Source organism: Pseudomonas sp. GW822-FHT01E03, from assembly GCF_058802985.1.
Map to the genome: position 1 here is coordinate 338,379 of NZ_JBXAOQ010000004.1, position 21,734 is coordinate 360,112.

Annotated in this window: 22 protein-coding genes and 1 tRNA gene; 18 read left to right on the forward strand and 5 right to left on the reverse strand. The window is 59.3% G+C overall.

The features are described 5' to 3' along the window. The first annotated feature begins 372 nt into the window (after window positions 1-372). The 18 genes from AC1RP7_RS10340 to nadA all read left to right on the forward strand — a co-directional run bounded on the left by AC1RP7_RS10340 (window position 373) and on the right by nadA (window position 14,803). Complete coding sequence (locus tag AC1RP7_RS10340) at window positions 373-708, forward strand: ribbon-helix-helix domain-containing protein (RefSeq protein WP_090457447.1); 336 nt, start codon at window positions 373-375, stop codon at window positions 706-708. 136 nt (window positions 709-844) lie between these two features. After that, window positions 845-1,066, forward strand: coding sequence for an FmdB family zinc ribbon protein (locus tag AC1RP7_RS10345; protein WP_032829812.1), 222 nt, complete (start codon window positions 845-847; stop codon window positions 1,064-1,066). A 119-nt stretch (window positions 1,067-1,185) separates the two neighbouring features. After that, window positions 1,186-2,961, forward strand: coding sequence for an aspartate--tRNA ligase (aspS, locus tag AC1RP7_RS10350; RefSeq protein WP_007995642.1), 1,776 nt, complete (start codon window positions 1,186-1,188; stop codon window positions 2,959-2,961). Between the two features lie 129 nt (window positions 2,962-3,090). Next, window positions 3,091-3,837: a YebC/PmpR family DNA-binding transcriptional regulator gene (locus AC1RP7_RS10355; protein WP_007995641.1), complete on the forward strand. Its 747-nt coding sequence runs from the start codon at window positions 3,091-3,093 to the stop codon at window positions 3,835-3,837. A 158-nt stretch (window positions 3,838-3,995) separates the two neighbouring features. Continuing rightward, a complete protein-coding gene (gene ruvC, locus AC1RP7_RS10360) occupies window positions 3,996-4,520 on the forward strand; it encodes a crossover junction endodeoxyribonuclease RuvC (RefSeq protein ID WP_493181201.1) in 525 nt (174 codons plus the stop codon). 113 nt (window positions 4,521-4,633) lie between these two features. Then, window positions 4,634-5,242, forward strand: coding sequence for a Holliday junction branch migration protein RuvA (ruvA, locus tag AC1RP7_RS10365; RefSeq protein WP_008052450.1), 609 nt, complete (start codon window positions 4,634-4,636; stop codon window positions 5,240-5,242). Next, a complete protein-coding gene (gene ruvB, locus AC1RP7_RS10370; RefSeq protein ID WP_057713517.1) occupies window positions 5,243-6,304 on the forward strand; it encodes a Holliday junction branch migration DNA helicase RuvB in 1,062 nt (353 codons plus the stop codon). It begins immediately after the preceding gene. A 127-nt stretch (window positions 6,305-6,431) separates the two neighbouring features. Further along, window positions 6,432-6,899, forward strand: a complete 468-nt coding sequence (gene ybgC / locus AC1RP7_RS10375; RefSeq protein ID WP_057713518.1) for a tol-pal system-associated acyl-CoA thioesterase — start codon at window positions 6,432-6,434, stop codon at window positions 6,897-6,899. Continuing rightward, window positions 6,889-7,584: a protein TolQ gene (gene tolQ, locus AC1RP7_RS10380; protein WP_007897030.1), complete on the forward strand. Its 696-nt coding sequence runs from the start codon at window positions 6,889-6,891 to the stop codon at window positions 7,582-7,584. The genes ybgC and tolQ overlap by 11 nt, the downstream gene beginning before the upstream one ends. 23 nt (window positions 7,585-7,607) lie before the next feature. Continuing rightward, window positions 7,608-8,060, forward strand: coding sequence for a protein TolR (gene tolR / locus AC1RP7_RS10385; protein WP_162135951.1), 453 nt, complete (start codon window positions 7,608-7,610; stop codon window positions 8,058-8,060). Further along, window positions 8,060-9,139: a cell envelope integrity protein TolA gene (gene tolA, locus AC1RP7_RS10390; protein WP_056726036.1), complete on the forward strand. Its 1,080-nt coding sequence runs from the start codon at window positions 8,060-8,062 to the stop codon at window positions 9,137-9,139. Before tolR ends, tolA begins: the two co-directional genes overlap by 1 nt. Before the next feature lie 17 nt (window positions 9,140-9,156). Continuing rightward, window positions 9,157-10,437, forward strand: a complete 1,281-nt coding sequence (gene tolB / locus AC1RP7_RS10395) for a Tol-Pal system beta propeller repeat protein TolB (protein WP_167362903.1) — start codon at window positions 9,157-9,159, stop codon at window positions 10,435-10,437. Window positions 10,438-10,489: 52 nt separating this feature from the next. Beyond that, window positions 10,490-10,987: a peptidoglycan-associated lipoprotein Pal gene (gene pal / locus AC1RP7_RS10400; RefSeq protein ID WP_003178634.1), complete on the forward strand. Its 498-nt coding sequence runs from the start codon at window positions 10,490-10,492 to the stop codon at window positions 10,985-10,987. A 6-nt stretch (window positions 10,988-10,993) separates the two neighbouring features. Then, window positions 10,994-11,827: a tol-pal system protein YbgF gene (ybgF, locus tag AC1RP7_RS10405; protein ID WP_102670353.1), complete on the forward strand. Its 834-nt coding sequence runs from the start codon at window positions 10,994-10,996 to the stop codon at window positions 11,825-11,827. A 166-nt stretch (window positions 11,828-11,993) separates the two neighbouring features. Beyond that, a complete protein-coding gene (queE, locus tag AC1RP7_RS10410) occupies window positions 11,994-12,641 on the forward strand; it encodes a 7-carboxy-7-deazaguanine synthase QueE (RefSeq protein WP_007995628.1) in 648 nt (215 codons plus the stop codon). 1 nt (window position 12,642) lies between these two features. After that, window positions 12,643-13,335 (forward strand): 7-cyano-7-deazaguanine synthase QueC, encoded by a 693-nt coding sequence (gene queC, locus AC1RP7_RS10415; RefSeq protein WP_090457445.1) that lies wholly within the window; start codon window positions 12,643-12,645, stop codon window positions 13,333-13,335. Window positions 13,336-13,398: 63 nt separating this feature from the next. After that, window positions 13,399-13,474 (forward strand) — tRNA-Lys (locus AC1RP7_RS10420). Window positions 13,475-13,744: 270 nt separating this feature from the next. Further along, a complete protein-coding gene (gene nadA / locus AC1RP7_RS10425) occupies window positions 13,745-14,803 on the forward strand; it encodes a quinolinate synthase NadA (RefSeq protein WP_007995624.1) in 1,059 nt (352 codons plus the stop codon). A gap of 136 nt (window positions 14,804-14,939) precedes the next feature. Here the strand turns inward: nadA and AC1RP7_RS10430 are convergent, their stop codons facing one another. From AC1RP7_RS10430 to gcvP, 5 genes are all read right to left on the reverse strand, one after another. Beyond that, window positions 14,940-15,428: an RDD family protein gene (locus AC1RP7_RS10430; RefSeq protein ID WP_057713522.1), complete on the reverse strand. Its 489-nt coding sequence runs from the start codon at window positions 15,426-15,428 to the stop codon at window positions 14,940-14,942. A 94-nt stretch (window positions 15,429-15,522) separates the two neighbouring features. Further along, complete coding sequence (locus tag AC1RP7_RS10435; RefSeq protein ID WP_007977299.1) at window positions 15,523-15,735, reverse strand: cold-shock protein; 213 nt, start codon at window positions 15,733-15,735, stop codon at window positions 15,523-15,525. A 402-nt stretch (window positions 15,736-16,137) separates the two neighbouring features. Continuing rightward, window positions 16,138-17,262, reverse strand: a complete 1,125-nt coding sequence (gene gcvT / locus AC1RP7_RS10440; protein ID WP_090457442.1) for a glycine cleavage system aminomethyltransferase GcvT — start codon at window positions 17,260-17,262, stop codon at window positions 16,138-16,140. Between the two features lie 36 nt (window positions 17,263-17,298). After that, window positions 17,299-18,675 carry an L-serine ammonia-lyase gene (locus tag AC1RP7_RS10445; RefSeq protein ID WP_340313158.1) on the reverse strand — a complete coding sequence of 459 codons (1,377 nt, stop codon included), beginning with the start codon at window positions 18,673-18,675 and terminating at the stop codon, window positions 17,299-17,301. 204 nt (window positions 18,676-18,879) lie between these two features. Then, the gene (gene gcvP / locus AC1RP7_RS10450; RefSeq protein WP_493181200.1) at window positions 18,880-21,732 is read right to left on the reverse strand and encodes an aminomethyl-transferring glycine dehydrogenase; all 2,853 of its coding nucleotides are present in this window, start codon (window positions 21,730-21,732) and stop codon (window positions 18,880-18,882) included. Between the last annotated feature and the right edge of the window lie 2 nt (window positions 21,733-21,734).

Consider the following 21,734-nt stretch of genomic DNA (forward strand, 5'->3'; position numbering starts at 1 on the left):
CTGTCTATTTAACAGCAAAGCCGCAGGCTACTCAAATCAGCGCGTCCGGCGGCACTTTTTGGGGGGGATTTGCCACGGGTTGCCCGAAGTTCCGGGGCTGCGGCACAACGGCGGGTTTTGTCAGGCGCCTTGAAGTGTTGTACGCGCTCTTCTTTCCTACGCCATTCCATTAGGTGCTTCTGAAGGGGGTATCGCTTCGCTGCGTGGGAAAATGTCCGGAGTAGGATGCTCTCCAGGGTCTGCCAAACGTTGTTGGCTTATCCTACGTCGAGGGTCATAAAGTCGGCTGGAAAAGACCTTTGCACTGCGTTTTTATAAGTCGACACACAGTTGCGCTTAAAGAAACCAGGATGGCAAAGGAGTGTCAGCGTTATGGTTTATGAAAGGCAGGAAGAGGGGCGATACGGTTCGCACAAGGATGTAAAGGTTGATCCGTTTGTTCGCGAGTTCGATATGGGGCTGGCGCAGCCCTTGTCCCGCTCCGTGCGATTGAATGGCTTCGCCACCTGTTTGCGGCTCGAGCAGGTTTATTGGGATATTTTGGGGGAGATGGCCCGGGTCAATGGTTGCTCGGTCAACAACCTGTTGTCTCATGTGGATCGCGAAGTTCACTTGCGTCACGGCGGGGTGAGGAACTTCAGTGGATTGGTGCGGGTTGTCTGTGTCGTGCACAGTCTCAAGGAAGGGGGTTGCATCGCCACGGCCTAGTCTGGGCGGCGAAAACAGCAGAGTGTCGGTCTGTGCAGTCTTACGGCTGCACAGGCCGCATTTAATGGATATAATCCCGCTCTTTGCCGCAAAACCCTGCGTTCGCGGTAGCAATCTGATCGCCGAGACAACCTCCATGCCGATGTACGATTATCAATGTGCTTCCTGTGGTCATCAGTTGGAAGCCATTCAAAAGATCAGCGATGCACCGCTGGTCGACTGCCCTGCCTGTCAGGCGCCAGAGCTTAAAAAGTTGCTGTCCATGCCGGGCTTCCGCCTCAGCGGCACGGGTTGGTACGAAACCGATTTCAAGACCGGTTCCAAGAAGAACCTGGCCGGCGGCGACAAAGCTGACTAAGGTCTGGAACCTGAGTTGAACGACACGCGTGCTCTTGCATCACCCGACGACTTTTTAAAAGGCGGGGCTGCTGTAGGATCTCCACCGAATTTCGAATTACGAGAAGTGAAACCACGACCATGATGCGCAGCCATTATTGCGGCCAACTGAACGAAAGCCTGGACGGCCAGGAAATTACCCTTTGCGGATGGGTCCACCGTCGCCGTGACCACGGTGGGGTGATTTTCCTCGATATCCGTGATCGTGATGGTCTGGCCCAGGTCGTGTTCGATCCTGACCGTGCTGAAACCTTCGCCGCTGCCGATCGCGTGCGCAGCGAGTACGTCGTGAAGATCACCGGCAAGGTTCGCCTGCGTCCGGCCGGCGCGACCAACGCCAACATGGCGTCGGGCATGATCGAAGTCCTGGGCTACGAGCTGGAAGTGCTGAACGAGTCGGAAACCCCGCCGTTCCCGCTGAACGAGTTCTCCGACGTCGGCGAAGAAACCCGCCTGCGCTATCGCTTCCTCGACCTGCGTCGCCCGGAAATGGCCGAGAAGCTGCGTCTGCGCTCGCGCATGACCACAAGCATCCGCCGCTTCCTGGACGAGAACGGCTTCCTCGACGTCGAGACGCCGATCCTGACCCGTGCCACCCCGGAAGGCGCACGCGACTACCTGGTGCCGAGCCGTACTCATGCCGGTTCGTTCTTCGCCTTGCCTCAATCGCCGCAGCTGTTCAAGCAACTGCTGATGGTGGCCGGCTTCGACCGTTACTACCAGATCGCCAAGTGCTTCCGTGACGAAGACCTGCGTGCCGACCGTCAGCCGGAATTCACCCAGATCGACATCGAGACCAGCTTCCTCGATGAAAAAGAGATCATGGGCCTGACCGAGCAAATGATCCGCAACCTGTTCAAGGAAGTGCTGGGCCTGGAATTCGGCGAGTTCCCGCACATGACCTTCGAAGAAGCCATGCGCCGCTACGGTTCCGACAAGCCAGACCTGCGTAACCCGCTGGAACTGGTGGACGTGGCCGATCAGCTCAAGGAAGTCGACTTCAAGGTGTTCAGCGGCCCGGCCAACGACCCGAAATGCCGTATCGCCGCCTTGCGCGTACCTGGCGGGGCGAGCATGCCGCGCAAGCAGATCGACGACTACACCAAGTTTGTCGGCATCTACGGTGCCAAGGGCCTGGCGTACATCAAGGTCAACGAGCGTGCCAAGGGCGTTGAAGGCCTGCAGTCGCCAATCGTGAAGAACATCCCTGAAGACAACCTCAACGTGATCCTCGATCGCGTCGGCGCGGTCGACGGCGATATCGTGTTCTTCGGCGCCGACAAGGCGAAGATCGTCAGCGAAGCCTTGGGCGCGCTGCGGATCAAGCTTGGCCACGACCTGGACCTGCTGACCTGCAAGTGGGCACCAATGTGGGTCGTCGACTTCCCGATGTTTGAAGAAAACGACGACGGCAGCTTCACCGCCTTGCACCACCCGTTCACCGCGCCGAAGTGCACCCCGCAAGAGCTGGAGGCCAACCCGGCTGGCGCTCTGTCCCGTGCCTACGACATGGTCTTGAACGGTACCGAACTGGGTGGCGGTTCGATCCGTATCCACCGTAAAGAGATGCAGCAGTCGGTGTTCCGTCTGTTGGGCATCAACGAAGCGGAACAGGAGGAGAAATTCGGCTTCCTGCTCGACGCCCTGAAATACGGCGCGCCACCGCACGGTGGCCTGGCCTTCGGTCTGGACCGTCTGGTCATGCTGATGACCGGCGCCCAGTCGATCCGTGAAGTGATCGCCTTCCCGAAAACCCAGAGCGCGGCGGATGTCATGACTCAGGCGCCGGGCCAGGTGGATGCCAAGGCATTGCGCGAGCTGCACATTCGTCTGCGCGAAACGCCTAAGGCCGAGTAAGGCTGACCTGAAGGGCGCATCTGTGGATGCGCCCTTTCCTTTATAGGCAGAGCAGTTCAAGATTTTTGTTTGCCGGCCGGCGCAATGCAGCGCGGCGGGCAATGTTTCAAAGAGAATTCGGAGCGAGTTATGGCAGGTCATTCCAAGTGGGCGAACATCAAGCACCGCAAAGAACGTCAGGATGCCAAGAGGGGCAAGATCTTTACCAAGTGGATTCGTGAGCTGACCGTAGCTGCCCGTCAGGGTGGTGGTGATCCAGGCTCCAATCCGCGTCTGCGCCTGGCCCTGGACAAGGCCCTGGGTGCGAACATGAGCCGCGACATCATCGATCGTGCCGTCGCCCGCGGAACCGGCGCTGCCGACACGGACGACGTGGTCGAACTGACCTACGAAGGTTACGGTCCGGGCGGCGTGGCGGTGATGGTCGAATGCATGACCGACAACCGTAATCGCACCGCAGCCGCTGTTCGTCACGCATTCAGCAAATGCGGTGGCAACCTGGGGACTGACGGTTCGGTGGCCTATCTGTTCGAGCGCAAGGGGCAGATCTCCTTCGCTGCCGGCGTTGACGAAGACGCACTGATGGAAGCCGCCATGGAAGCCGACGCCGATGACGTGGTGACCAACGAAGACGGTTCGATCGACGTTTTCACCTCGTTTGCCGGATTCTATTCCGTGCGTAACGCACTGGAAGCGGCGGGCTTCAAAGGTGACGACGCTGAAATCGTCATGTTGCCGACCACCAGCGCCGAGCTCGATCTGGAAGGCGCCGAGAAAGTCCTCAAGCTGATCGACATGCTCGAAGACCTGGATGACGTGCAAAACGTCTATTCCAACGCGGAGATTCCGGAGTCGGTGGCCGCGCAGCTCGGTTGAGAGCGCCGTCTTTGTAGGAGCGAGCTTGCTCGCGATAAACCTGAGAGCGACGCTGATTTCAAACGTTGCGTTATCGTTAAGGTCCATCGCGAGCGAGCTCGCTCCTACAGCGTGCGGTGTTCTGGCCGACGCGTTATTTCAATTTATCCGCAGGCGTTATGACTTTAATTCTTGGTATCGACCCCGGTTCGCGCATCACCGGTTACGGTGTGGTTCGCGATACCGGCCGTGGCTGTGAGTACGTCGCCTCCGGTTGTATCCGCACCGGTGCCGGCGAGTTGCATGAGCGACTGCAGATTGTCTACCGCGGGGTGCGGGAGATCATTCAGACTTACCACCCGGTGACCATGGGGATCGAAAAGGTGTTCATGGCCCGTAACGCCGATTCCGCCCTGAAACTGGGGCAGGCCCGTGGTGCCGCGATCGTGGCGGGAGCCGAGGAAAGCCTGGAAATTGCCGAATACACTGCAACCCAGGTCAAGCAGGCGGTCGTCGGTACCGGTGCGGCCAACAAGGAACAGGTGCAGATGATGGTCATGCACATGCTCAAACTCACCAGCAAACCGCAGATCGATGCTTCGGATGCCCTGGCCATTGCCATCTGCCACGCTCATACCCGTGCCAGTCTGTTGCCCCATGGTCTGGGAGCTGCACGCAGTCGTGGCGGGCGCCTGCGTCTCTGATAGCATCAGCAATCATTTTCATGGAGTGAGGGTATTCCGCCTGTGTTGTCGGCGGTATTCCTCGCTCTATCAGTCGCTGGCCATGAGCTGGCCAACGCTCAAGGATTTGTAACGTGATTGGACGTTTGCGCGGCACCCTGGCTGAGAAGCAGCCTCCCCATCTGATCCTGGATGTAAATGGCCTGGGCTATGAACTTGAAGTGCCCATGACGACCCTTTACCGCTTGCCGTCGGTCGGTGAGCCGCTAACCTTGCACACGCATTTGGTCGTGCGCGAAGACGCACAGTTACTCTATGGTTTTGTCGGCAAGCGTGAGCGCGATTTTTTTCGTGAATTGATCCGCCTCAATGGCGTCGGGCCGAAACTGGCCCTGGCCTTGATGTCGAGCCTGGAAGTCGACGAACTGGTTCGTTGTGTACAGTCACAGGACACGTCGGCGCTGACCAAGGTCCCGGGCGTCGGCAAGAAAACCGCCGAGCGTTTGCTGGTGGAACTCAAGGATCGCTTCAAGGCCTGGGAAACCGTACCGGCCATGTTCGCCCTGGTGCCGAACCAGCCGGATGGTCCGGCCCCGGTGAACACTGCCGAGACTGACGCCGTCAGCGCCTTGATTTCCCTGGGCTACAAGCCCCAGGAAGCGAGCAAGGCAGTGTCTGCGATCAAGGAGAAAGATTTGAGCAGTGAAGACATGATCCGCCGCGCCTTGAAGGGAATGATCTAAGTGATTGAAGCTGATCGTCTGATCGCTGCCACGCACAGTCCGCGTGAGCGCGAAGAAGTCCAGGACCGAGCCATTCGCCCGGTCAGCCTGGCCGAATACATTGGCCAACCGACCGTTCGCGAGCAGATGGAATTGTTCATTCAGGCTGCGCGCGGTCGTAATGAATCCCTGGATCACACGCTGATCTTCGGGCCGCCCGGCCTGGGCAAGACCACCCTCGCCAACATCATCGCCCAGGAAATGGGCGTATCGATCAAGAGCACCTCGGGGCCGGTGCTGGAGCGCCCCGGTGACCTGGCGGCGCTGTTGACCAACCTTGAACCCCACGATGTGCTGTTTATCGACGAGATCCATCGCCTGTCGCCCATCGTTGAAGAGGTGCTGTACCCGGCCATGGAGGATTTCCAGCTCGACATCATGATCGGCGAAGGTCCGGCCGCGCGTTCGATCAAGCTGGACCTGCCGCCGTTCACCCTGGTCGGCGCAACGACGCGGGCGGGGATGCTCACCAACCCGTTGCGTGACCGTTTCGGCATTGTTCAGCGTCTTGAGTTCTACAACAACGCCGACTTGTCGACGATTGTCAGTCGTTCGGCGAGTATCCTCGGTTTGCCGCTGGACCCGGAAGGCGCCTTCGAAATCGCCCGCCGTGCCCGTGGCACCCCACGAATCGCCAACCGTTTGCTGCGCCGGGTGCGCGACTTCGCCGAAGTTCGCGCCAAGGGGCATATCACCAAGCCGATTGCCGACCTGGCGCTGAACCTGCTGGATGTCGACGAACGTGGCTTCGATCACCAGGACCGGCGTCTGTTGTTGACCATGATCGAGAAATTCGACGGCGGGCCAGTCGGGGTCGACAGCCTGGCCGCCGCCATCAGTGAAGAGCGTCACACCATCGAAGACGTGCTGGAGCCTTACCTGATCCAGCAGGGTTACATCATGCGCACGCCACGGGGGCGGGTGGTGACGCGGCATGCCTACCTGCATTTCGGCTTAAACATTCCGTCACGATTGGGCGAAATGCCCGTGGTAGACGAGTTTCTTGAAGCCGCTGACGATTAATTAACATTGCGTGCTGATTTTTTCGGGCAATGTAGGGTCCCAGGACCGTACTTTCACGTGAAAGCCGCAGAACAATGAAAAACAGTTGCCATGCCGGATTGGCAACCTGAGGAGTAAGCACTAGAGTATGCGCGCGCAAAACGGGCTTGAGCCTTTCGCACATCGTTGTCGCGTTTATTACGAGGACACCGATGCGGGCGGCATCGTGTATTACGTTAATTACCTCAAGTTTATGGAACGGGCTCGAACCGAGCGGCTACGAGATCTGGGCTTTGCCCAATCGCAGCTGGCAGGGGAGGACCTGTTGTTCGTCGTGCATTCCAGCGAAGCGCGCTACCACGCGCCGGCGCGACTGGATGACGAACTGTTGGTAAGCGCTGAAGTAATCGAATTGAACCGTGCCAGCCTGCGCTTCAAGCAGCAGGTCAGGCGAGCAACGGATAATGCACTGCTCTGCGAAGGGCAGTTTCTGGTGGCCTGTGTGCGCACTGAAAGTTTAAAACCCCGGGCCATTCCCGAAGCTTTACGAGCGGCCTTTGCCGACGTGAGCGGCGCGGGTACACACTCAAAGCAGGAGATAAAGCGTGGAAGCTAACGTCGTCGACCATTCCTCCATGTGGAGCCTGGTCAGCAATGCCAGTATCGTGGTGCAACTGGTAATGCTGATCCTGGTAGCCGCATCGGTGACCTCGTGGATCATGATCTTTCAGCGCAGCAACCTGCTGCGCGCCGGTCGACGTGCCCTGGAGAGCTTTGAAGAGCGCTTCTGGTCAGGTATCGACCTGTCCAAGCTGTACCGTCAGGCCGGCAGCAATCCGGACCCTGATTCGGGTGTCGAACAAATCTTCCGTGCCGGTTTCAAGGAATTCTCCCGTCTGCGCCAGCAGTCAGGCGTTGACCCGGAAGCGGTCATGGAAGGCGTGGCGCGTGCCATGCGCGTTGCCATTTCCCGCGAAGAAGAAAAGCTTGAGCAGAGCCTGCCCTTCCTGGCCACCGTTGGCTCCGTCAGCCCGTACATCGGTCTGTTCGGTACCGTCTGGGGGATCATGAACTCCTTCCGCGGTCTGGCGACCGCCCAGCAAGCGACCCTGGCCACTGTGGCCCCGGGTATCGCCGAAGCACTGATTGCCACCGCGATCGGTCTGTTCGCTGCCATTCCAGCCGTTATCGCTTACAACCGTTTTGCTGCGCGCAGTGAAACCCTGCTGGGCCGCTACTACACCTTCGCCGACGAGTTCCAGGCGATCCTGCACCGCAAAGTGCACACCAGCGAAGAATAAGCAGGTAATTTCCAATGGCTTTAATCGCTCGAGCTCGCAAAAAGCGCAAGCCGGTCGCCGAGATGAACGTAGTGCCTTACATCGACGTGATGTTGGTACTGCTGGTCATCTTCATGGTGACCGCGCCGATGCTCAATCAGGGCGTGAAAGTTGATCTGCCCAAGGTTTCCAGCGAAGCCTTGCCGCAGGACAACAACACCCAGGTCCTGACCATTTCCATCAAATCCGACAAGACCTACTACTGGAACCTTGGTAGCGAAGTCGACACCGAAAAGCAGCAGGATCGGGCCATGACCCTGCCGCAGATGACTGACGCGGTGACCAAGATCATTCGCGTCGGTAACGAAGGCGGCAAGCGTACCCAGGTCTTCATTCGCGGCGACAAGAGTGTCGATTACGGCTCCGTCATGGGCGCCATGGGCGGGTTGCAGAAAGCCGGGGTCGGTAATGTTGGCTTGATTACCGAGGCGCCCTGATGCAGCAACAGCGAGAGCCGTCCGCCTCGGAAAGCTACTTCTGGCCTAGTGTCTGGGCGATTGGCTTGCACGTGCTGGTCTTCGGCATGCTGTTCGTCAGTTTTGCCTTTACCCCGGAACTGCCGCCGGCCAAGCCGATTGTCCAGGCGACCTTGTACCAGCTGAAATCGAAAAGTCGGGCCACCACCCAGACCAATCAGAAGATTGCCGGTGAGGCGCAGAAATCTGCTGCGCGTCAGACCGAAGTCGAGCAGATGGAACAGAAAAAGGTCGAGCAGGAAGCGGTGAAGGCTGCGGAACAAAAGAAAGAAGAGGCGGCTCAAAAGGCCGAAGAAGCCAAGAAGGCCGACGAGGCGAAGAAAGCGGACGAGGCGAAAAAGGCTGATGAAGCCAAGAAAGCCGACGATGCGAAGAAAACCGCGGAAGCCAAGAAGGCAGAAGAGAAACAATTGGCTGATATAGCCAAGAAGAAAGCCGAAGAAGAAGCCAAGAAAGCTGCGGAAGAAGAGGCCAAGAAAGCGGCCGCTGAAGAAGCCAAGAAAAAGATCGTCGAAGACGCGAAGAAGAAAGCCGCGGAAGACGCCAAGAAGAAAGCTGAAGCTGAAGAGGCGAAGAAGAAAGTCGCCGAGGAAGCGAAGAAGAAAGCTGCTGCCGATGCTGCGAAGAAGAAATCGCAGGACGCGGCGCGTAAATCCGCCGAAGACAAAAAGGCCCAGGCCCTGGCAGATTTGCTTTCAGACACGCCGCAGCGTCAGCAGGCCTTGGCCGATGAGCAGGGCGACGAAGTCGCCGGCAGTTTCGATGACCTGATTCGTGCGCGTGCAGCGGAAGGCTGGGCTCGTCCACCTTCGGCACGCAAAGGCATGACGGTCGTGTTGCAAATCGGCATGTTGCCGGACGGTACGGTGACTTCGGTCAGCGTGTCCAAGTCCAGTGGCGACGGTCCGTTTGACGCATCGGCTGTTGCAGCGGTGAAGAATATTGGACGTTTGACAGAAATGCAGGGAATGAAGCCGAGTGATTTCGCTCCGTATCGTTCATTCAAGATGACATTCACACCTGAGGATCTAGCCTTGTGAGAAACCTTCTTCGAGGAATGCTGGTCGTTATCTGCTGCATGGCAGGGATGGCGATGGCAGATGAGAAAAACATTCTGGTTACCAGCGGCAGCGATCGGGCGACCCCGATCGCAGTCGTGCCGTTCGGCTTCCAGGGCGGTAGCGTGCTGCCGGACGACATGGCGGAAATCATCGGTAACGACCTGCGCAACTCGGGTTACTACTCGCCGCTTCCAAAGCAGAACATGATCAGCCAGCCGAGCCAGGCCAGCGAAATCATCTTCCGTGACTTCAAGGCACTGGGCGCCCAGTACGTCATGGTCGGCAGCATTGTGCCGGCGGGCGGTCGCCTGCAGGTGCAATACGCACTGTTCAACGTGGCCACCGAGCAGCAAGTGCTGACCGGCAGCGTGTCCGGCGGCGTCGATCAGTTGCGCGACATGGCGCACTACATCTCCGACCAGTCGTTCGAAAAACTCACGGGTATCAAGGGTGCCTTCTCGACTCGCCTGCTGTACGTAACGGCCGAGCGTTTCTCCGAGAACAACACTCGATACACCCTGCAACGTTCGGACTACGACGGTGCTCGCGCCGTGACCCTGCTGCAGTCGCGCGAGCCGATCCTGTCACCGCGTTTCGCACCGGATGGCAAGCGCATCGCTTATGTCTCCTTCGAGCAGAAGCGTCCACGCATCTTCATGCAGAACATCGACACCGGTCGCCGTGAACAGATCACCAACTTCGAAGGCCTGAACGGTGCGCCAGCCTGGTCGCCGGACGGCAATCGCCTGGCGTTCGTACTGTCGAAAGACGGCAACCCGGACATCTATGTGATGAACCTGGGTTCGCGTCAGATCAGCCGTGTCACCAACGGTCCTGGCATCAACACCGAACCGTTCTGGGGCAAGGATGGCTCGACCATCTACTTCACGTCCGACCGTGGCGGCAAACCGCAGATCTACAAGACCAGTGCCGGTGGTGGCGGTGCCGAACGCGTGACTTTCGTCGGTAACTACAACGCCAACCCTAAACTGTCGGCTGATGAAAAGACGCTTGTCATGATTCACCGTCAGGATGGCTTCACCAATTTCAAGGTGGCGGCCCAGGATTTGCAGCGCGGTAGTGTAAAAATCCTCACTGATAGCACTCTGGACGAGTCGCCTACTGTTGCGCCCAACGGCACCATGGTAATCTACGCCACCCGCCAGCAGGGCCGGGGAGTCTTGATGCTCGTGTCCATCAATGGACGCGTAAGGCTCCCGCTTCCTACCGCACAAGGCGAAGTCAGAGAACCTTCCTGGTCCCCTTACCTGAACTGACGCGGCGCTATACGTTGTACTTAACACACTGGGGTTCATTAGGAGTTTCACGATGGAAATGCTGAAGTTTGGTAAATTTGCTGCGCTGGCACTGGCCATGGCTGTAGCTGTAGGTTGCTCGTCCAAAGGCGGCGACAATGCCGGTGAAGGCGCGGTAGATCCAAACGCTGGTTACGGCGCAAACACTGGTGCAGTTGACGGCTCCCTGAGCGAAGAAGCTGCTCTGCGCGCTATCACCACTTTCTACTTCGAATACGACAGCTCGGACCTGAAGCCAGAAGCCATGCGCGCTCTGGACGTTCACGCCAAAGACCTGAAAGCAAACGGCGCTCGCGTTGTTCTGGAAGGCAACACCGACGAACGTGGTACTCGTGAGTACAACATGGCACTGGGCGAGCGTCGTGCGAAAGCCGTTCAGCGCTACCTGGTACTGCAAGGTGTTTCCCCAGCTCAGCTGGAACTGGTTTCCTACGGCGAAGAGCGTCCAGTTGCTACCGGCAACGACGAGCAGTCCTGGGCTCAAAACCGTCGCGTCGAACTGCGTAAGTAATTCGTCATGCGAACGTGCCGTCGTGCTGTAACTGTTCTGGCTCTCAGCCTCGCGCCGCTTGCGGCGTGGGCTGCGGTTCCTGTGGTCGATAACGACTCCGGCTATAACAATAGCGGGAGCAGTTATCCGCCTGCAGGTTACGGTACGAACGGCGCCTATGCCGGGGGAGGGGTTTCGGCCCCTGTCTCGGCACAGGGCGAGCTGTTCAACCAACTGCAATCAATGCAGCAACAGATCGAGCGCCAGCAAGGTGCGATTGAAGTTCTGCAAAATGATGTAGCGCGCATGAAGCAGGAAAACCTGGAGCGATATCAGGATCTTGATCGGCGCATAGGAACCGGCGTTGCACCAGCCGCGACTCCTGAAAATTCTTCCACCGGTGGCGATTTGAACGCCCCCGGTGCAGCAGCTGGTGCAGGGGCAGCTGCCGCCCAGGCACCGGCCGCAGGTAGCGAACCGGCGGATCCGGCGAAGGAAAAGCTCTACTACGATGCTGCCTTCGACCTGATCAAAGCCAAGGATTTCGACAAGGCCAGTCAGGCTTTTGCCGCATTCCTGCGCAAATACCCGAACAGCCAGTACGCGGGCAACGCCCAATACTGGTTGGGCGAAGTGAACCTGGCCAAAGGCGATCTGCAAGGCGCAGGTCAGGCATTTGCCAAGGTTTCGCAGTTGTATCCCAAGCACGCCAAAGTGCCGGACTCGCTGTACAAGCTCGCTGATGTAGAGCGCCGCTTGGGGCATACCGACCGAGTCAAAGGCATTCTGCAGCAGGTGGTTTCCCAATATCCGGGCACTTCCGCCGCTCAGTTGGCCCAGCGCGATCTGCAAAAAATGTAAGCCTGCTTGACCCGTTTCAAAGAAACCCGCGCTTGTCGCGGGTTTTTTCGTTAGAATTCACGCCCTTTTTATGAAACACGCTTTTGGGGGCCTGCGCTTTGCCGGGGTTCCTTCAAGTGCCTGACGGAGGCGGACAGCCTGTTTAGCTGTTACGCCCGTGGCGACTATGCAAGACACATTGAGAATCACCGAAGTTTTCTACTCGTTGCAGGGTGAAACGCGGACTGCTGGCCTGCCCACTGTTTTTGTGCGCCTGACCGGTTGCCCTCTGCGTTGCCAATACTGCGACAGCGCCTACGCGTTCACCGGCGGGACCATTCGCACGCTCGACGACATCCTCGAGCAGGTCGCAGGATTTCGCCCGCGTTACGTCTGCGTCACGGGCGGCGAGCCCCTGGCACAGCCCAACGCCATTCCCTTGCTTAAGCGCTTGTGTGACGCCGGTTACGAAGTGTCACTGGAAACCAGTGGCTCCATCGATATCTCGGCAGTAGATTCCCGGGTCAGTCGCGTTGTCGACCTGAAAACCCCGGGTTCGAAGGAAGCACACCGCAACCGCTACGAAAACATCGAGCTGCTCACGCCCAACGATCAGGTGAAGTTTGTCATCTGCTCGCGAGAGGACTATGACTGGTCCGTTTCCAAGCTGATCCAATACGGTCTGGACCAGCGCGCCGGTGAAGTCCTGTTCTCGCCAAGTCACCATGATCTCAATGCCCGGGATCTGGCGGACTGGGTGGTGGCGGACAACCTGCCAGTGCGTTTGCAATTGCAGCTGCATAAATATCTATGGAATGACGAGCCGGGGCGCTGAAATGACTGAACAACTCAATACTGCTGAAAAACGTGCGGTCATCCTGCTGTCCGGTGGCCTGGACTCGGCGACCGTCGTGGCCATGGCGCGCGCCGAAGGCTACAGCTGCTACACCATGAGCTTCGACTACGGCCAGCGCTCTCACGCCGAACTGTACGCCGCCGAGCGTGTGGCGCGGGACCTGGGTGTGGTCGAGCACAAGGTGATCGGCCTGAACCTGAACGGCATGGGCGGCTCGGCCCTGACCGACAGCAGTATCGATATTCCAGAGGAGCTCGGTGAAGGCATTCCCGTGACTTACGTGCCTGCGCGTAACACGGTGTTCCTGTCCCTGGCCCTGGGCTGGGCAGAAGTACTCGGCGCACGGGACATCTTCATCGGCGTCAACGCCGTGGATTACTCCGGTTACCCGGACTGCCGTCCCGAGTTCATCGAGTCGTTCGAGCGCATGGCCAACCTGGCAACCAAAGCCGGTGTTGAAGGCAATGGCTTCCGTATTCAGGCACCGCTGCAAAACCTCAGCAAGGCGCAGATCGTCCAGGCGGGCGTGAAGCTTGGCGTGAACTACGGGCTGACCGTTTCCTGCTATCAGGCCGACGATGAAGGCCGTGCGTGCGGCAAGTGCGACAGCTGCCGACTGCGTGCGGAAGGCTTTGCAGCGGCCGGAATCAGCGATCCAACCCCTTATTTTTGATTTATTTCAAAATAGGTGTTGAATAGTCCTTAAAAATCAGTATTATACGCGCCACCACACAGCGGGTCGTTAGCTCAGTTGGTAGAGCAGTTGGCTTTTAACCAATTGGTCGTAGGTTCGAATCCCACACGACCCACCATTTTTGGCGGTTTAGAAAATCCGGAAGGCCCACGCAAGTGAGGATTTCCGGGTTTTTTTTTGCCCGCGATTCAGGTCCGCCGCGTTGCGGGCTGCTGCCCATGACGCAGATCAGAATCACCTTTTGCATCCATCGGATATTCTGTAGCCTTGCGCAGCTTCAACGCTATCCGTGCCTGATGAATACTCACTTTCCCGGCGGTACCCCGTAGGGTCCGGAGCCGGGTGTATACTCGACTTTCGCGCGAATGCGCCTGCAGGTCTTGCGAACATGACGCAAATTTCCGAACGCCTTCTGGTTCAAGCCCACCTCGACGCCAAACAGCCCAAGCCGCTGACTGCCGATGAAGAGGCTTATTACCGTGCTGCCATCGCTGCCGAGCTCAAGGCTCAGGACGCGGTGCTGGTGGCCCACTTCTATTGTGACCCTGTCATTCAGGCGCTGGCCGAAGAGACGGGCGGTTGTGTTTCCGACTCGCTGGAAATGGCCCGTTTCGGCAACGCCCATCCGGCCAAGACCGTGGTCGTCGCCGGCGTGAAGTTCATGGGTGAGACTGCCAAGATCCTCAACCCGGAAAAACGCGTGCTGATGCCGACGCTCGAAGCGACCTGTTCGCTCGACCTGGGTTGCCCTGTGGACGAGTTTTCCGCGTTCTGCGATCAGCACCCGGAGCGCACGGTGGTGGTGTACGCCAACACTTCGGCTGCGGTAAAAGCCCGAGCGGATTGGGTGGTGACTTCAAGCTGTGCACTGGAGATCGTCGAAAGCCTGATGGACAACGGCGAGACCATCATCTGGGGCCCGGACAAGCACCTGGGGACCTACATCCAGCGCCAGACCGGTGCCGACATGCTGCTGTGGGACGGTGCCTGCATCGTTCACGAAGAGTTCAAGTCCAAGCAGCTTGAAGACATGAAGGCGCTGTACCCGGATGCGGCGATTCTGGTGCACCCGGAGTCGCCGACCTCGGTGATCGAACTGGCGGACGCCGTGGGCTCCACCAGTCAGTTGATCGCGGCGGCACAGAGCCTGCCGAACAAGACGCTGATCGTTGCGACCGACCGCGGCATTTTCTACAAGATGCAGCAGTTGTGCCCGGACAAGGTCTTTATCGAAGCCCCAACGGCGGGTAACGGCGCGGCGTGCCGCAGTTGTGCACATTGCCCGTGGATGGCCATGAACACCCTTGAGCGCACGCTCAAGGCGTTGAAGGAAGGGGCGAACGAGATCTTTGTCGATCCGGCACTGATCCCGCAGGCGATCCGGCCGCTCAAGCGCATGCTCGATTTCACCCAGGCGGCGCGGATGAAGCTGGCCGGTAACGCCTGAGATCTTTCAACCAGGCCCAAAAAAACTGTGGGAGCGAGCTTGCTCGCGATAGCGGTGTATCAGTCACCATTGAAGTTGACTGACACCACGCCATCGCGAGCAAGCTCGCTCCCACAGTGGTTTCTGCGTCGGGAAATTATTTGGTCTTCTTCGGAATCCGCACCAGTTCGGTATTGGAGTAGATGTCATGCCAGCTGCGTTTCTGTTTGTCGAACAGCGACCAGAAGAATCCCAGGCCAACGCACAGCAACGAAGCAATCGAAACCACAAAGCGCAGCAGGGCCTGCCACAGGCTGATGGACGAGCCATCGGCATTCTGCACGCGGATGCACCAGACCTGCATGCCCAGGGTCTGACCGGACCAGGTCCAGAATTTGGCGAAGAAGCCGAACAGTACGAACAGCAGGACCGTGGAGAGCAGGGGATCGCCGTCCAGCGCCCCGGCTTCGGTAAGGGTGCGCATCCTTTCTTCGCCGATGATCGCCATCTGGATCATCTTGTAGATGCCGCTGGTGACGATCAGCAGGGCGGTGCACAGCAGGAAATCATAGAACATGGCTGCCAGGCGACGACCCAGGCCAGCGGCAGGAAAGTCGCCCTGGGGGGTAAGCAGGTGTTTCGACATGGCAGGCTCTCGGCGAAAAAGAAGCCATTTTACGGATTTACGCGCACAAAAAAGCCCCTGATGTCAGCATCAGGGGCTTTTTCGTTACAGAAGATTAGGCTTCTGCTTGTACTTCGTCAGCCTGCATGCCTTTCTGGCCCTGCACGGCGATGAAAGTCACTTTCTGGCCTTCTTTCAGGCTCTTGAAGCCGTTGCCCTGGATGGCGCGGAAATGCACGAACAGATCCGGACCGCTTTCAGGAGTGATAAAACCAAAACCTTTCTCGTCGTTAAACCACTTGACGGTACCGCTCTGACGTTGGGACATTTCTTATTTCCTTTGACGCAAAAATTAATGACAGTCTCCTTCTCATGAAAGAGTACTGGGGCTGGTTGCAGGAGAGTAAGAAGACGTCGAACGGGATGTAGCTAACTTGTAGGCTACTGCCCAGGTCACGATTCCAAGCGACCCATGCAAACACAGTGAACAAACTCTACGCCAACTACGGGAGAAAAAACAAGCCCCGTGTAGGCCCCGTATTTCCTCAGGTTGATGGCAAAGTAAGTCCACTAGTGGGGCCTTATTCACTAACCTTGTTCAATTGTTTTCGATCGTTATAAGCAAAGTTCATAATCGAAGCTTATAGCCAAACAATGCACTATTTTATGGCGGTTGCGTTACACATTAGTGCACCGTTAACGCAACCGCGTTACTTATAGGAACATTCAATCAGCCGCGATAGTAGCGTTGTGGAACAAATGGCATTTTGCTTACAAGCAAAGGCACCTTTTTCCCACGAACGATCGCCCAGACCGGTGTGTCCAGTGCGATGTAAGCGCTGTCGACGTAACCCATGGCTAGCGGGCCGCCCAGGGTTGGCCCGAAACCACCGCTGCAGACGCTGCCGATGATGTCACCGGCTTCGTTGACGATCTCGGCGCCTTCGCGCACGGGTGTACGTTCCTGTGGTAGCAGACCTACACGTTTGCGGCTCACGCCTGCCTGTTGCTGGGCGAATACGCTTTCGGCGCCAGGGAAACCGCCGGCCCGTGCGCCATCAGCGCGACGTGGCTTGGAGATCGCCCACAGCAGGCTCGCTTCGATCGGGGTGGTGTCAGTATTCATGTCGTGGCCGTACAGGCACAAACCCGCTTCCAGGCGCAGGGAGTCGCGGGCGCCCAGGCCGATGGCGGCCACTTCGGCTTCAGCGAGCAGGGCGCGAGCCAGGGCTTCGGCATTGGTGGCGGGTACGGAAATTTCGAAACCGTCTTCACCGGTGTAACCCGAACGGCTGACAAAGCAGTCCACGCCCAGCAGCTTCACGCGGGCGAACTGCATGAAAGTCATCTTCGCCACTTCAGGGGCCAGACGTGCAAGCACGGTCACTGCAGCCGGGCCTTGCAGGGCGAGCAGGGCGCGCTCTTCGAACAGCGGTTCGATCGTGCACTGGTCGCCAATGTGCTTGCGCAGGTGTGCCAGGTCCTGGTCCTTGCAGGCGGCGTTGACCACCAGGAACAGTTCGTCATTACCCAGGTTGGCGACCATCAGGTCATCGAGGATGCCGCCCGTCGCATTGGTGAACATCGCGTAGCGTTGCATGCCCACTGGCAGGTCGATGATGTCCACAGGCACCAGGGTTTCCAGGGCCTTGGCGGCATTGGCGCCGGTCAGGCGAATCTGGCCCATGTGCGAGACATCGAACAACCCCGCCTGGTCGCGGGTGTGCTGGTGTTCTTTCATCACGCCCAGCGGGTACTGCACGGGCATGTCGTAGCCGGCGAAGGGCACCATGCGGGCGCCGAGTTCGATGTGCAGTGCGTGCAACGGAGTTTTCAACAGTTGTTCGGTGGACATATTCAGCTCCTGAAAAAGGGTGCAGATGAGCGCGCATCAGCACTCGATAATGTTGACCGCCAAACCGCCACGGGCGGTTTCCTTGTATTTGCTTTTCATGTCGGCGCCGGTCTGGCGCATGGTGCGGATGACCTTGTCGAGGGAGACGAAGTGTTGTCCATCGCCGCGCAGCGCCATGCGCACCGCATTGATGGCCTTGACCGAGCCCATGGCGTTGCGCTCGATGCAAGGCACTTGCACCAGCCCGCCAATCGGGTCGCAGGTCAATCCGAGGTTGTGTTCCATGCCGATTTCCGCGGCGTTTTCCACTTGCTGCACGCTGCCGCCGAGTACTTCGCACAAGGCACCGGCGGCCATCGAGCAGGCGACGCCGACTTCACCCTGACAGCCGACTTCGGCGCCGGAGATCGAGGCGTTTTCCTTGTACAGAATGCCGATGGCCGCGGCGGTCAGCAGGAATCGCACCACGCCGTCGTCATTGGAGCCCGGGATAAAGCGCATGTAGTAGTGCAATACCGCTGGAATGATCCCCGCTGCACCATTGGTGGGTGCCGTTACGACGCGCCCACCGTTGGCGTTCTCCTCGTTGACGGCCAGGGCGTAGAGGTTGACCCAGTCCAGCACCGACAGGGGATCGCGCAACGACGATTCCGGGTTCTTGCACAATTGCCGATGCAGTGCGGCGGCCCGGCGCTTGACCTTCAGCCCGCCGGGCAGGATGCCTTCGTTGCGGCATCCGGCGGCGACGCAGTCCTGCATCACTTGCCAGATTTTCAGCAGGCCGGCGCGGGTTTCCGCTTCCGGACGCCAGGCGCTTTCGTTGGTCAACATCACTTGGCTGATGGACAGCCCGTATTTGACGCAATGACCGAGAAGATCCTTGGCGCTTTTGAACGGAAAGGTCAGGGGGGTGGCATCTTCGACGATGCGGTCGGCGCCGGCGGCGTCTTCATCGACCACAAAACCGCCGCCGACCGAGTAGTACTCGCGGCTGCGGATCTGCAGGCCCGCGGCGTCGAAGGCGCGGAAAATCATGCCATTGGGGTGATAGGCCAACGGTTTGCGAATCATCGCCAGGTGTTCTTTCTCGTTGAACGCAATGCTGTGTTCGCCGAGCAGGTTCAAGCGGCCGTTGCCGCGAATCTCTTGCAGGCGCGCGGTGACGGTCTCTGTATCCACGGTGTCCGGGTGTTCGCCTTCCAGGCCGAGCAGCACAGCCTTGTCACTGCCGTGGCCTTTGCCGGTGGCACCAAGCGAACCATACAGCTCGACTTTGACGCAGGTGGTGGCTTCAAGCAGGTTTTCGCGGCGCAAACCTTCGGCGAAGCGCGCAGCGGCACGCATCGGGCCGACGGTGTGGGAACTGGAGGGGCCGATGCCAATCTTGAACAGGTCGAACACGCTTAACGACATGGTGGTTCTCCGGTTTCTTGTTATAGGAATTCACGGAACATAAGACTTGGCACAGATCCCTGTGGGAGCGAGCTTGCTCGCGATAGCGGTCGTTCAGTCGACATCGATGGTGGCTGTCAGTCCGTCATCGCGAGCAAGCTCGCTCCCACAGGGTTGTGGGGTGTTCTGGAAATTGGGGGCGGATCAATCCGCCCCCTCATTCGTTTAAGCGTAGCTTTCGATCGACGGGCAGGCGCAGACCAGGTTGCGGTCGCCAAACACGTTGTCTACGCGACCGACCGGTGGCCAGTACTTGCCTTCGATCAGCGACGCAACCGGGTAAACCGCCTGCTCACGGCTGTACGGGTGCGACCACTCGCCGACCAGTTCCTTGGCGGTGTGCGGCGCGTTTTTCAGCGGGTTGTCGTCCTTGTCCAGCGTGCCATTTTCCACTGCGCGGATTTCTTCGCGGATGCGGATCATGGCGTCGCAGAAGCGGTCCAGTTCTTCCTTGGATTCGCTTTCGGTCGGCTCGATCATCAGCGTGCCGGCCACCGGGAACGACATGGTCGGGGCGTGGAAGCCGAAGTCGATCAGGCGCTTGGCGACGTCATCGACGCTGATGCCGCTGCTGTCTTTCAGTGGACGCAGGTCGAGGATGCACTCGTGCGCCACCAGGCCGTTGCTGCCGGTGTACAGCACTGGATAGTGCTCTTCCAGGCGACGGGAGATGTAGTTGGCATTGAGGATCGCCAGCTGCGAAGCACGCTTGAGGCCCGCGCCACCCATCATACGAATGTACATCCAGGTGATCGGCAGGATGCTCGCGCTGCCGAACGGTGCCGCGCAAACGGCGCCTTCCTTGCGCTCCATCTGTGCGTGGCCCGGCAGGAATGGCGCCAGGTGCGACTTCACGCCGATCGGGCCGACGCCCGGGCCGCCACCACCGTGGGGGATGCAGAAGGTCTTGTGCAGGTTCAGGTGCGAAACGTCGCCGCCGAACTTGCCCGGGGCGCAGAGGCCGACCATGGCGTTCATGTTGGCGCCGTCGATGTACACCTGGCCTCCGTTGTCATGAACAATGCCGCAGATTTCGCGGATCCCTTCTTCGAACACGCCGTGGGTCGACGGGTAGGTGATCATCAGCGCGGCGAGGTGTTCGCGGTGCTCGATGGCCTTGGCGCGCAGGTCTTCGATGTCGACGTTGCCACGGGCATCGCACGCGGTGACGACCACGCGCATGCCGGCCATTTGTGCGGTGGCCGGGTTGGTGCCGTGGGCCGACGACGGGATCAGGCAGATGTCGCGACGGTCTTCGCCACGGCTCTGGTGGTAGGCACGGATCGCCAGCAGACCTGCGTATTCACCCTGGGAGCCGGCGTTCGGTTGCAGGGACACCGAGTCATAACCGGTGGCGGCGCAGAGCATCGCTTCCAGCTCGTCGGTCAATTGCTGGTAGCCAGCGCTTTGCTCGGCCGGGGCGAATGGGTGCAGGGCACCGAACTCGGCCCAGGTCACCGGGATCATTTCGCTGGCGGCGTTGAGTTTCATGGTGCACGAACCCAGCGGGATCATGGTGCGGTCCAGCGCCAGGTCCTTGTCCGCCAGTTTGCGCAGGTAGCGCATCAGCTCGGTTTCCGAGTGATAGCGGTTGAACACCGGGTGGCTGAGGATCGGCGACTGACGCACCAGCGTGGCCGGGATGGCGCTCTGCACCGAGGCGGCGAGGGCGGCGAAGTCCGGCAGGGCCTTGCCGTCGGACAGCAGGCTCCACAGGGTTTCAACGTCGGCCTGAGTAGTGGTTTCGTCCAGGGACAGGCCCAGGCGCTCACCATCGACCACGCGCAGATTGATGCGCTGGGCGTGTGCCTTGTCGTGCAGGGCGGCGGTTTGCGCGCCGGCCTTCACCGTCAGGGTGTCGAAGAAGCTCGCCTGCTCGACGCTCAGGCCCAGTGCGCTCAAGCCTTTGGCCAGGATTGCAGTCAGGTGATGCACGCGATTGGCGATCTGCGTCAGGCCTTTCGGACCGTGGTACACGGCGTACATGCTGGCGATGTTTGCCAGCAGTACTTGTGCGGTGCAGATGTTGCTGGTGGCTTTCTCGCGACGGATGTGTTGCTCGCGGGTCTGCATGGCCAGGCGCAGGGCCGGGTTGCCGAAACGGTCTACCGAAACACCGACCAGGCGGCCCGGCATGTCACGCTTAAATGCGTCCTTGGTGGAGAAGTACGCCGCGTGTGGGCCACCGAAGCCCAGCGGCACGCCGAAGCGTTGTGCGCTGCCGATGGCCACGTCGGCGCCGAATTCGCCAGGCGCGGTCAGCACGGTCAGGGCCAGCAGGTCCGCAGCCACGGCAACGAGGGCGTTGGCAGCGTGGAAGCGTTCGGTCAGCTCGCGGTAATCGAACACGTCACCGTTGCTTGCCGGGTATTGCAGCAGAGCGCCGAAGAACGGCGTCACGTCGCTCAGTTCACGCTCGTCGCCCACCACCACGTCGATGCCCAGAGGCTCGGCACGGGTGCGCAGTACGTCGAGGGTTTGCGGGTGGCAATGCACGGAAGCGAAGAAGGCGTGGCTGCCTTTGTTCTTGCTCAGGCGTTTGCAGAAGGTCATGGCTTCGGCAGCGGCGGTGGCTTCGTCGAGCAGCGAGGCGTTGGCGATCGGCAGGCCGGTGAGGTCGCTGATCAGGGTCTGGAAGTTCAGCAGCGCTTCGAGACGACCCTGGGAAATTTCTGGCTGGTACGGGGTGTAGGCGGTGTACCAGGCCGGGTTTTCCAGCAGGTTGCGCAGGATCGGCGACGGCGTGTGGGTACCGTAGTAACCCTGGCCGATGAAGGTCTTGAACAGCTGGTTTTTAGTCGCGATGGACTTGATCAAGGCCAGGGCATCGGCTTCGCTCAAGCCGTCTTCCAGGCCGAGGACACTGGTGCCCTTGATGCTGTCGGGAATCACGCTGGCGCTCAGGGCTTCCAAGGAGTCGAAACCGAGGCTGTTGAGCATGGCTTGCTCGTCACCGGCGCACGGGCCGATGTGACGGGCGATGAATTCGTTGGCGGTAGTCAAATTGATCTGGGTCATGT

Excerpts from the sequence above, each read along its gene's own strand:
- AC1RP7_RS10340 (WP_090457447.1), top strand. The coding sequence starts at position 373 with ATGGTTTATGAAAGGCAGGAAGAGGGGCGATACGGTTCGCACAAGGAT.
- AC1RP7_RS10345 (WP_032829812.1), top strand. The coding sequence starts at position 845 with ATGCCGATGTACGATTATCAATGTGCTTCCTGTGGTCATCAGTTGGAA.
- aspS (WP_007995642.1), top strand. The coding sequence starts at position 1,186 with ATGATGCGCAGCCATTATTGCGGCCAACTGAACGAAAGCCTGGACGGC.
- AC1RP7_RS10355 (WP_007995641.1), top strand. The coding sequence starts at position 3,091 with ATGGCAGGTCATTCCAAGTGGGCGAACATCAAGCACCGCAAAGAACGT.
- ruvC (WP_493181201.1), top strand. The coding sequence starts at position 3,996 with ATGACTTTAATTCTTGGTATCGACCCCGGTTCGCGCATCACCGGTTAC.
- ybgC (WP_057713518.1), top strand. The coding sequence starts at position 6,432 with ATGCGCGCGCAAAACGGGCTTGAGCCTTTCGCACATCGTTGTCGCGTT.
- tolA (WP_056726036.1), top strand. The coding sequence starts at position 8,060 with ATGCAGCAACAGCGAGAGCCGTCCGCCTCGGAAAGCTACTTCTGGCCT.
- tolB (WP_167362903.1), top strand. The coding sequence starts at position 9,157 with ATGCTGGTCGTTATCTGCTGCATGGCAGGGATGGCGATGGCAGATGAG.
- pal (WP_003178634.1), top strand. The coding sequence starts at position 10,490 with ATGGAAATGCTGAAGTTTGGTAAATTTGCTGCGCTGGCACTGGCCATG.
- ybgF (WP_102670353.1), top strand. The coding sequence starts at position 10,994 with ATGCGAACGTGCCGTCGTGCTGTAACTGTTCTGGCTCTCAGCCTCGCG.
- queE (WP_007995628.1), top strand. The coding sequence starts at position 11,994 with ATGCAAGACACATTGAGAATCACCGAAGTTTTCTACTCGTTGCAGGGT.
- queC (WP_090457445.1), top strand. The coding sequence starts at position 12,643 with ATGACTGAACAACTCAATACTGCTGAAAAACGTGCGGTCATCCTGCTG.
- nadA (WP_007995624.1), top strand. The coding sequence starts at position 13,745 with ATGACGCAAATTTCCGAACGCCTTCTGGTTCAAGCCCACCTCGACGCC.
- AC1RP7_RS10430 (WP_057713522.1), bottom strand. The coding sequence starts at position 15,428 with ATGTCGAAACACCTGCTTACCCCCCAGGGCGACTTTCCTGCCGCTGGC.
- AC1RP7_RS10435 (WP_007977299.1), bottom strand. The coding sequence starts at position 15,735 with ATGTCCCAACGTCAGAGCGGTACCGTCAAGTGGTTTAACGACGAGAAA.
- gcvT (WP_090457442.1), bottom strand. The coding sequence starts at position 17,262 with ATGTCCACCGAACAACTGTTGAAAACTCCGTTGCACGCACTGCACATC.
- AC1RP7_RS10445 (WP_340313158.1), bottom strand. The coding sequence starts at position 18,675 with ATGTCGTTAAGCGTGTTCGACCTGTTCAAGATTGGCATCGGCCCCTCC.
- gcvP (WP_493181200.1), bottom strand. The coding sequence starts at position 21,732 with ATGACCCAGATCAATTTGACTACCGCCAACGAATTCATCGCCCGTCAC.